The organism is Flavobacterium sp. WC2509, assembly GCF_052683105.1.
In genome coordinates, this window is the sequence record NZ_JBQZFG010000001.1 from 1,634,674 (window position 1) to 1,645,684 (window position 11,011).

At 33.8% G+C, this 11,011-nt stretch carries 10 protein-coding genes; all 10 read right to left on the reverse strand.

The window, feature by feature from the left end:
- Window positions 1–261: 261 nt before the first annotated feature.
- Window positions 262–1,311, reverse strand: coding sequence for a tRNA preQ1(34) S-adenosylmethionine ribosyltransferase-isomerase QueA (gene queA / locus ACUN3A_RS06885; RefSeq protein ID WP_445550568.1), 1,050 nt, complete (start codon window positions 1,309–1,311; stop codon window positions 262–264).
- Window positions 1,312–1,486: 175 nt separating this feature from the next.
- Complete coding sequence (aroA, locus tag ACUN3A_RS06890) at window positions 1,487–2,722, reverse strand: 3-phosphoshikimate 1-carboxyvinyltransferase (RefSeq protein ID WP_445550569.1); 1,236 nt, start codon at window positions 2,720–2,722, stop codon at window positions 1,487–1,489.
- Between the two features lie 83 nt (window positions 2,723–2,805).
- The gene (locus ACUN3A_RS06895; RefSeq protein ID WP_445550570.1) at window positions 2,806–3,132 is read right to left on the reverse strand and encodes a nucleotide pyrophosphohydrolase; all 327 of its coding nucleotides are present in this window, start codon (window positions 3,130–3,132) and stop codon (window positions 2,806–2,808) included.
- A 176-nt stretch (window positions 3,133–3,308) separates the two neighbouring features.
- On the reverse strand, window positions 3,309–4,463 hold the full coding sequence (gene uxuA / locus ACUN3A_RS06900; RefSeq protein ID WP_445550571.1) for a mannonate dehydratase: 1,155 nt from the start codon (window positions 4,461–4,463) through the stop codon (window positions 3,309–3,311).
- 30 nt (window positions 4,464–4,493) lie between these two features.
- Window positions 4,494–5,312 (reverse strand): SDR family oxidoreductase, encoded by an 819-nt coding sequence (locus tag ACUN3A_RS06905; RefSeq protein ID WP_445550572.1) that lies wholly within the window; start codon window positions 5,310–5,312, stop codon window positions 4,494–4,496.
- Window positions 5,313–5,377: 65 nt separating this feature from the next.
- Window positions 5,378–5,965, reverse strand: a complete 588-nt coding sequence (locus tag ACUN3A_RS06910) for a LutC/YkgG family protein (RefSeq protein ID WP_445550573.1) — start codon at window positions 5,963–5,965, stop codon at window positions 5,378–5,380.
- Entirely contained in the window at window positions 5,965–7,356 is a 1,392-nt protein-coding gene (locus ACUN3A_RS06915) for a lactate utilization protein B (RefSeq protein WP_445550574.1), read from the reverse strand. Before ACUN3A_RS06915 ends, ACUN3A_RS06910 begins: the two co-directional genes overlap by 1 nt.
- A gap of 91 nt (window positions 7,357–7,447) precedes the next feature.
- Complete coding sequence (locus ACUN3A_RS06920; RefSeq protein ID WP_445550575.1) at window positions 7,448–8,182, reverse strand: (Fe-S)-binding protein; 735 nt, start codon at window positions 8,180–8,182, stop codon at window positions 7,448–7,450.
- Window positions 8,183–8,355: 173 nt separating this feature from the next.
- Complete coding sequence (locus ACUN3A_RS06925; RefSeq protein ID WP_445550576.1) at window positions 8,356–9,708, reverse strand: FGGY-family carbohydrate kinase; 1,353 nt, start codon at window positions 9,706–9,708, stop codon at window positions 8,356–8,358.
- Between the two features lie 13 nt (window positions 9,709–9,721).
- Window positions 9,722–10,996: a TIM barrel protein gene (locus tag ACUN3A_RS06930; protein WP_445550577.1), complete on the reverse strand. Its 1,275-nt coding sequence runs from the start codon at window positions 10,994–10,996 to the stop codon at window positions 9,722–9,724.
- Window positions 10,997–11,011: the final 15 nt, after the last annotated feature.

Genomic DNA, 11,011 nt, shown 5'->3' on the forward strand with positions numbered 1-11,011 from the left:
AGGGATGGAAATGAAAAGTTTTTACCTGAAACCAATTTAGTAATACAGCAACGAGGAAGCGACCAACGGAAGCTCCCGCAGTGCTAGTATTACTTTGGTTTTGGGTAAAAACTTGTAATGGACAGCCCGTAATACGCCCGAAGAAAAATATTTTAGATTGCAGAATTTAGATTTTAAAACTAGGAATTCACTTCGTTCAATTTAAAGCAAAAAAAATCTCGCCATTGCTGACGAGATTTGTATTTATAATTTTGAATGTGATTAGATAATCAACATTGCATCTCCATAAGAATAGAATTTATATTCTTCTTTGATTGCTTCTTCGTAAGCTCTTTTCATTAAATCATGTCCACAGAAAGCAGAAACCATCATTAATAAAGTTGATTTTGGCGTATGAAAATTGGTAATCATACAAGTTGGTATGCTAAAATCGTGAGGAGGAAAAACGAATTTATTTGTCCATCCATCATAAGGATTTAAAGTATTTTGTGAAGAAACTGAACTTTCTACAGCACGCATAGAAGTTGTTCCTACAGTACAAATTCTTTTCTTGGCTGCCTTTGCCGTGTTTACAATATCACAAGCTTCTTGAGTGATTTTTAACTCCTCAGAATCCATTTTGTGTTTAGATAAATCTTCAACCTCAACTGGATTAAAAGTTCCTAAACCTACGTGAAGCGTAACTTCGGCAAATTTAACTCCTTTAATTTCCAATCTTTTCAATAAATGTTTAGAGAAATGCAAACCAGCAGTTGGTGCTGCAACAGCTCCTTCTTCTTTAGCATAAATTGTTTGGTAACGCTCAGCATCTTCTGGAGTTACTTCACGGTTAATGTATTTTGGGATAGGAGTTTCTCCTAGTTCGGTCAATTTATTTCTGAATTCTTCATAAGAACCATCATAAAGAAAACGCAAGGTTCTACCACGAGAAGTAGTATTGTCAATTACCTCAGCTACTAACGAATCGTCATCGCCAAAGTATAATTTATTTCCAATTCTGATTTTACGAGCCGGATCTACTAATACATCCCAAAGTCTTTGTTCTGCATTAAGTTCTCTCAATAAAAACACTTCAATTCTTGCACCCGTTTTTTCTTTATTTCCGTACAAACGTGCTGGGAAAACTTTGGTATTATTTAGGATTAAAACATCACCATCATCAAAATAATCGATAACGTCTTTAAACATTTTATGCTCTATCGTTTGATTCTTACGGTCAATAACCATCAAACGAGACTCGTCTCTATTTTCGGCTGGGTATTCTGCAAGAAGTTCTTTTGGTAAATTGAATTGAAAGTGTGATAATTTCATTTGCTGTTTGTTTAAAAGTTTAAAATTTCAAGTTTCAAGTTGTTTAAACTGAACTTAAAAATCTTTCGGATGCAAATATACGATTGTGAGATAGGCGTTGTCAAGTGTTTAGGTGTTTATTTTTACTCACCGAAACACTAAACAAAAATGAATGGACAACAAACCGAACAAAAGTCTAGGTAAATGACCACTTTTGAACAATTAAAAAACCTAATTTTTTAAAATCATCCCAAAAATCTGGATATGATTTTGATACAACATCAGCATTATTGATAATAATTGGCACTTTTAATGCTAATGGAGCAAACGCCATCGCCATTCTGTGATCATTATAGGTATCAATTCTTATCTCTGCATTAATCTCATTTGTTGCTACTAATGTCAAGCTATCATTGGTTACTGATATATTAGCCCCAAGTTTAGTCAATTCTATTCGAAGTGCCTCTAGTCTATCCGTTTCTTTAATCTTTAAAGTATGCAGACCTGTTAAATGACAACCAATTCCTAATCCTAAACAAGTAACTACAATAGTCTGCGCAATATCTGGCGTATTATTCAAGTCGAAAGTGATGTCTTTATAATCTAAACCTTCTTGTTTTGTCAATGTTATTTTATCTCCTTTAAATTGTGAAGAAACTCCCATTTGCTTATATATTTCGACCAAAGCCGAATCACCCTGTAAGCTTGTTTCTTTGTAACTTGTTAAAGAAACGGAAGCTGTTTTTGCCAAAGCTACTAAACTAAAAAAGTACGAAGCAGAACTCCAATCGGATTCAACTGTCATTACTTTTGTTTCTACTTCTTTCTTAGGTTTTACTGTTATTACATTGCCGACAAAACTAGTTTCAATGTTTAAATCATTTAGCAAAGCCAAAGTCATTTTGATATATGGAACAGAAGTTATTTCGCCAACCAATGTCAGTTCAATTCCGTTCTCTAATTTTGGTGCTACTAAAAGCAATGCCGATATATATTGACTGCTTACATTAGCAGGGATGCTAACTTTGTGAGCGGTAATTTTTTGTCCTTTGATTCGAATAGGCGGATATCCTTCTTCTTTTTCATAAGTAATTTTAGCCCCTAATTGTACCAAAGCTTCTACCAAAACTTTAATTGGGCGTTCTGTCATTCTTTGAGATCCAGTCAAGACAACTTCACGACCTTCATTGACTGCAAAATAAGCCGTTAGAAAACGCATTGCTGTTCCAGCATGATGAATATCTACAATTTCGTCATTCCCTTCCAATGCTTTTTGCATTACCTCGCTATCATCTGAATTAGATGTATTGGCTAAAGTGATATTTGGAAACAATGCTTGGAGCAACAAAAGTCTATTGGTTTCACTTTTGGAACCTGTAATTGCAATTTGGTCTTGTAAATCTAATTGGGAAGTTTGTACTTGTAAATCCATTTTTTTGAATACGTTGTATTAGGTCTTTTGGCAAATTTATTTTAAAAAAAGCAGGAACCAAAGCTTTGCCTTAACTTATAACATTATTTTAGTTTATCGTTGTTTTTGTGGCGGTCTTTGTCTCGAACAGATTTTAGATCCATCTTCTTATCAAAAGCGGACTGCAAATCGATTCCTGTTTGATTAGCCAAACACAATACTACAAAAACCACATCAGCCAATTCTTCGCCAAGATCTTTGTTTTTATCACTTTCTTTCTCAGATTGTTCTCCATAGCGACGGGCAATGATTCGGGCAACTTCGCCAACTTCTTCAGTAAGTTGAGCCATATTGGTAAGTTCATTGAAGTAACGAACTCCGTGTTCTTTTATCCAAGTATCAACGTCTTGCTGTGCATTTTTTAAATTCATGGCAGTATTTTTGTGGCAAATATACAAATGCACAAAGTCTTACTATATTCTTTTGAGAACTATTTTTTCATTTTGTTTTTCGATCATTTTTTGATAAAAATCAGATGAAACGATAGAAAACACAAAAAAAAGCTGCCCTTTTGGACAGCTTCTTGTATTTATCTATTTTCAAAGTTTTACAACGAACGGATAATCCCTTCTTCTAAACCTCTTAATTCGGCTAAGCCTCTAAGTCTACCAATTGCTGAATATCCAGGGTTATTTTGTTTTCCTAAGTCATCTAACATTTGGTGTCCGTGATCGGGACGGAATGGAATCGAAGTTTTGTATTTTTTTTGAATTAATAATAGTTCTTTCATTACCAAATACATGTCAGTATTACCATCTAAATGATCCGCTTCAAAGAAGTTTCCTTCTTCATCACTACGCACATTTCTTAAATGGATAAAATGAATTTTATCGTCTAATTTCTTTACCATTTCAGGCAAATCATTAATACCTTTCGCTCCTAAAGAACCTGTACAAAAACAAATACCGTTAGATTTATGAGGAGCACTTGAAAGAATGTATTCAAAATCTTCGATAGAATTTACAATCCTCGGCAATCCTAAAATATCAAAAGGCGGATCATCTGGATGGATGGCTAATTGCACACCACATTCATCAGCTACAGGACAAATTTCATTCAAAAAGTAACTCAAATTACTTCTCAAAGTATCTCTGTCAATATTATCGTAAGCTTTCAAAGCATTACGCATCCCTTCAACTGTACTCTTTTTTTCTCCAGGAATTCCAAACATTACCACATCGGCAATTTCCTGTATACGTTGCTCGCTTAATGTAGCGAAACGTTCTTCAGCTTTGGTAACAATATTTTCAGGAAAACTCTTTTCGGCATTTTCTCTTTTTAAAATATAAATATCAAAAATTGCCAAATCAACCCAGTTAAAATATAAAGCTTCGGAACCATCGGGCATCACATAATCCAATTGTGTTCTTGTCCAATCGTTTACTGGCATGAAATTATATGTAATTACCTTAATTCCACAAGAGGCTACGTTACGAATACTTTCTTTGTATTTATCGATATACTCTTGATAATTTCCAGATCTTGTTTTGATGGATTCGTGTACTGTAATACTCTCAACCACATCCCATGTTAAACCAGCTGCTTCGATTACAGCTTTTCTTTCACTAACTTCTTGAGCAGTCCAAACATCTCCATGAGGAACATGATGCAATGCGGAAACAATTCCAGTTGCACCTGCTTGTTTTATATAGGATAAACTTACGGGATCATTTGGTCCAAACCATCTCCACGTTTGTTTCATTTTATACATAATCGTTTTCTTTAAAAAATATTAAACGCCACTAAAAATAGTAAATCCACCATCTAAAGTTACTTTTGAACCCGTTGCAAATTTAGAGGCATCACTTAACAACCAAACTAATCCACCCACTAATTCATCTGGATTTCCAAAACGACCATAAGGCGTATTTTGGATAACTAAATTTCCTCTTTCTGTCAAGGTACCATCTGTGTTAGTCAATAAAGTTCTGTTTTGTTCGGTTAAGAAAAAACCTGGAGCAATTGAGTTCATTCGAATTTTATCTCCATAACGTTTAGCAAGTTCTACAGCAAACCATTTTGTATAAGAATCAATTGCTGATTTTGCCAAACTATATCCTAAAACTTTAGTCATTGCCGCCACAGTAGATACCGAAGAAATATTTACAATACTCCCGCTACCAACAGTATCTTTTATCGCTTCACCAAAAATTTGAGTAGGTAAAAGTGTTCCGAACAAGTTAAGATTCATTACTTGTTGTAAAGCATCCATGTTCAATTTAAAAATATCTTGATCAGGTTGTATCACCGCGTCAGGCATGTTTCCACCTGCTGCATTAACCAAACCATCAATTTTTCCATACTTTGAAAGTACCAATTCACGCGCTGCAATTAAATCAGCTTCCTTGGTTACATCTGCAATTAAAGCAATTGCATTTCCGCCATTATCAATAATTGCTTGAGTACGTTCGTTTGCAATTTTTTCATTCCTTCCTAAGATACCAACTGTAGCTCCTGCTTCTGCTAATCCATTTACAAAAGCTCCTCCTAAAATTCCGGTCGCTCCTGTAACTACTATAACTTTATCGTTTAATCCGAAATCTATTTTCAATTTTATTGATTTAAAATGAGTATTAATTTAAGACAGGAAAGATAATGAATTTATACAAAAGAGCATTATTCCATTAAAAAAACGGTCAATCCTCTAGCTCCGTGTGCTCCAAGAACTAATGATTGCTCAATATCCGCAGTTTTTGATGGTCCAGCTATAAAAGTTCCAAAACCATAATCTAAATCGCCAATACGATCATAAGCCTGATGCATCGTAGCCAAAATATCTTTTTTATTGACAATAATAGCTAAATACTGAGGAATAAAAGGAGAAACTCTTTGTCCTAAAATAGCATCTGTAACCCAAAGCCCTGAATTTTCAGCAACACCAAAATGCGCTTTTACAATAGCTAATTCTACATTTTGTAAACTATGTGGATCATCATTTGTCCATTCGGTTTCAGCAATATCAGCTAATTCCGGAATGGTAGTAATCTTTCTTTTATCTGCTGGATAATGCGCAGCAATATAAGCTTTGACTTCGTCTAAACTACTCACTTCCTCACAAAATCCACCAATACCTTTTAGTACTGTTTTATAGGTTTCAATTACATCAATTTTGTCTAATCCTAAAAAACTAAGACCAGGCAATTCGCTCACTGATGTAGGCTGATTGTTTTTGATTTTACTTAAAATACTATCTCTACTGCTCATTATTTCTTGTCTTTAGATTCCTTTTGCTTTTTAGCATACCATTCTCTAAATGATTCTTCTGGCGGCGCTGGCATTTCTCTTTGCTTGTACCAAGCATTAAGATTATTGTTTACCATAAAAGGCAAATTCTTCATTACAAATCGACCAGCCTTTCCAGCAATTTTAAATACTGTTGGATTAGCTAAAACAGCCGACATTCCTTTCATGGCCACTGTTTTAGAACTTGGCGTATACCCTTCCTTAACTAAAACCTGACGCCATTTATACAACTGGTCATGAATATCAATTTTTACTGGACATACATTAGTACAAGAACCACATAAAGTACTTGCAAAAGGCAAATCTGCATTCTTTTTCATGTCTAAGTTTGGTGCCAAAATAGAACCAATAGGTCCTGCAACCGCATTATGGTAGCTGTGTCCACCACTTCTTCTGTAAACCGGACAAGTATTCATACATGCTCCACAACGAATACATTTTAAAGAGTTTCTAAACTCTTCACGTCCTAATTGAGTACTTCTGCCATTATCAACAATCACAATATGCATTTCCTGACCTTCTCTTGGTTTTTTAAAATGACTAGAAAAAGTAGTTATGGGTTGACCTGTAGCACTTCTAGCTAAAAGTCTTAAAAATACACCTAGATGTTTACGCTCTGGAATTAATTTTTCAAATCCCATACAAGCAATATGAACATCAGCAAGATGTGCCCCCATATCGGCATTTCCTTCATTGGTACACACCACGAATTCACCCGTTTCAGCAACTGCAAAATTTACTCCTGTAAGTGCTACTTTTCTAGTTAAGAAAGTATCTCTTAATTCTTTTCGAGCAGCTTCGGTTAAATATTGCGGATCGTTATTTCCTTTTTCTGTCCCAAGATGCTCATTAAAAGTATCACTTACATCTTCTTTTTTAAGGTGAATAGCAGGCAATACGATATGACTTGGTGGCTCTTTTCTTAATTGAACAATAAATTCCCCTAAATCGGAATCAATTACTTCAACTCCATTGTCCGCTAAATATTCATTCAAATGACATTCTTCTGTAAGCATTGATTTTGATTTTACCATTTGGGTAACGCCATGCTTAGCAATGATAGAATGTACTATTTTATTGTGTTCGTTTCCATCAGCAGCCCAATGGATAATGATTCCGTTTTTCAATGCGTTACTTTCAAACTCTTGCAAATAGTCATGCATGTTTGAAAGTACATTATTTTTAATATTTGAAGCTGTCTCACGAAGCGCTTCCCATTCTGGGATAGCATGAGCCGATTTATCTCTTTTTGAACGCACAAACCAAAGCGTTTCATCATGCCAGTTTACACGTTCTACATCTTTATTGAAGATAGCCGCTGCGTGACTATGATCTATTGTATTTTCTTTCATATATGTGAAAGTTTAATTTTTATTGTCATATATGGTATCGCCTTTAATTCATAGGTATTTGTTTTCAACAAATTTGTTAATAGTAGCGATTTCATATTGAGTTTAATATTTCTGCAATGTGAATTACTTTTATGTTACTCTTTTGTCTCTTTAGAATTCCTTCTAAATGCATTAAGCATGACATATCACCACCTGTTATATATTCTACTTGATGGTCTTTATGATCTTTAATTCTATCTACTCCCATTTTTACAGAAATAGCTTCTTCGGTTACACAAAAAGTACCTCCAAAGCCGCAACATTCATCTTTTCGGCTTAGTGAAACTAAATCCAAACCTTTTATTTTACTCAATAATTGTTCTGGTTTAGAAAAAGGAGCAGCATTTAATTCTGTCATTTGCGAAAGATGTAATCCACGTTGTCCATGGCAACTTTGGTGCATTCCTACTCGATGTGGAAAACTTCCTTCAATAGATTCTACTTTTAATATATCCGTTAGAAATTCTGTTAATTCATACACATGCTTTCTAATATGTGTAGCAGCAGCTTCATTCTCTTTCGAATGAAGGTGTTCCTTCACATGCATTGTACAACTTCCAGAAGGACAAACGACATAATCAAATTCAGAAAAATTATTCACAAAATTAGTATCACATCCTGTTGTCAAATGAGAATAACCGCTATTAGCCATAGGCTGACCACAACAAGTTTGATCCATTGGAAAACTTACTTCACATCCAAATTTCTGTAATAATTCTAAGCTTGCAATACCTATTTGTGGATAAAATTGATCCACATAACAAGGTATAAAAAGTCCAACTTTCATATGCTGATTTTTATTTTTTTTAAAGGTCATATGTAATTCGCATAACAACCATTGGCATTAGAATCCAATTTAAGTTCATGCTCATTTCATAGGTTGTTTTTTTATTGTTTAACATTTATGCAAAATGCCTATCAATATTCTTTTATGTGAATTATGATAGGCATTTTTTATTTTTAATGTTTGTAAAATTTCAAATCAATTAAATCATTTTGAATTGGTTTCGTATTCCAATTTTTATGAATGGCTAAGGCAGCTCCAAGTGAACTGGCTTGCGCCATCGAGGCTGCATAAACTTCAATATCAGGGAATGCTTCAGCTAATAAATTCATATAAATTGAATTTTTACTAAAACCTCCATCAACGAAAATTTTCTTTACTGGACTATTATGAATAACTAATCGAGTCGAAACAATTTGCTGTGCAATTAAGTCCAACATTAATTGATGGTAAGCGATATCATAATTTTCAAAATCAGATAATGTTCTTTTATTAAAAGGACAATCTTTTAAAATGTCGCTATCACTATTCGTATATTGTTTGAATTTCGATCTTAATTCTGTAATAATACGTTTGTCATAAAGAACATGTTTATATGAATCAACAGCTACATTAAAATGTTTTGCCAATTTTAATGATTGAATTTCATGTTCGTTTCCAGCAAATAAGCGAGAAGCCTTAACTGGTTTTCCTTTATAATGCAAAAAGCACAAGCAATCGTTTTGCAATTCCTCAAAAGCAAGCTTTTTATCATTAAATGGATTCATTGTAATAACCCAAGTTCCTGTTGACAATAATACAAAAGGATCTTCAAAATTGATAATATAAGGAATCAAAGCCGAAGAACTGTCGTGTAACCCAATCCCTACTGCAATATCATTCTCGATGGTAATTGCATCTTCAGAATTATGAATCGGAGGCAGTTTTTCACCTATATTTTCCTTTTTAATCCATTTGTGGTATTTCATTTTATTGAAATTCCAAAGATTAGTATGGCATCCTATGCTTGTAATATCGGTAAAACCTTCTTTAGTTAAAAGAAAACTCATGTATTGTGGTAAATGCAAACAATATTTTACCTTATCAAAAACCTCAGGGTTTTCATTTTTCAATCGGTAAATTTGCATTCCAGAATTTAAGCTTCCTAAAACAGGAGAAGCAGTTTTCACTGCGAAAACTTCTTCTCCTTTGTATTTAGAATAAAACTTATCTTTAAGATTTTCAGGGTATGGTTTTAGATAATTGTATAATGGAGTCAAAGGATTCCCTTCTTCATCAATATACACAAAACTAGCACCATAAGTACTAAAATTAACTGCTTTTAAATTGTATTGTGTTTGAGATTTCATCTCTTCCCAACAGGTCAAGAACCAATCTTTTAACACAACAATATCTTCGCAAGGAAATCCATTTTCATCAACTGTTTCAGGAAGAGTCACTGAGTTTTCCCAAACAATTTGATAACTTTCATTAAATAGAAATGCTTTTTTATTTGTTTTTCCAATGTCGAAAATGGCTACTGCATTCATTTAAAGTTATTTTTTATAATCCAGTTGCTACAGTTTTCAATCCTCTTTCTCCAATTAAAGCATCACGTACTCCTAACTGACGGTATAATCCAACTGGGTTAAGTGCAGCACCAGAACGCAAACGAGCTTCAGCTACTAATGCACGAACATCTGTACGGTAAGCATTTTGTAAAATTTCTTGAGCTTTAACTACGTCATTTTCATTTTGAGCAATTTCTAAAGCTGTTCTATCAACAGAAAGTGCTTGAGCATAAGCAATCATAATAGCCTCAACAGATTGTAATAAATCTTCCATCGGGTCTTTTACGTTGTGAGATGCATCAATCATCCAACCTAAATCAGTTGCATGGTTCATTCCTCTTGCATCCATTCCTTCAACTAATTCGTTGAAAATTAAGAATAATTGATAAGGTTTTAATGCTCCAGCAGTTAAATCGTCATCTCCGTATTTAGAGTCATTAAAGTGGAATCCACCTAATTTATCCTCCATTAATAATAAAGAAACAATTTGCTCGATATTAGCATTTGGAAGGTGGTGACCTAAATCAACCAAAGTTTTCGCTTTGTCACCTAACTTTTTTACATAAGAATAAGATTGTCCCCAATCTGCTACTGTAGTTGAGTAGAAGTTAGGTTCAGCACATTTGTATTCTAAGAATAATTTCCAGTCAGCTGGCAATGCAGCATAAATTTCTTGTAAACTTTCTAAAGTATTTTCATAAGCTTTACGGAAATTCAATTGTCCAGGAAAACAAGAACCATCTGCTAACCAAACTGTTAATGACTCAGAACCTAATTCAATTCCTTGTTGAATTACTTCAATATTATGCTGAACAGCTTGTTTACGAATTGCTTTGTTTACATTTTGCAAAGAACCAAATTTATAAGAATACTCACTATTCGCTTGGTCTTGGAATGTATTAGAGTTAACAGCGTCAAATTTCAAACCGTGTTGAGCTGCTAAAGCTTTGATTGCATTATGATCAGTTGCTGTATCCCATGGAATGTGCAATGAAATAGCACCAGAAGCATTGTTCAAAGCATGTAACAAACCTACATCTTCGATTTTTTCTTCTAGAGAACGTGGCTCTCCACCACCTGGAAAACGTCCAAAACGAGTTCCACCTGTTCCTAATGCCCAAGATGGAATTGCAATTTGAAAATCAATTAATTTTTGGATAATCGCTTCGCTATTAGCTATTTCAGAAACTGAAAAAATTAATTTATTAGAATGACTTTTTAATAAATCGTCATTATGTGATGCTATTTTGTATGATTCTATTAACATAATGTTTTTGTGTTA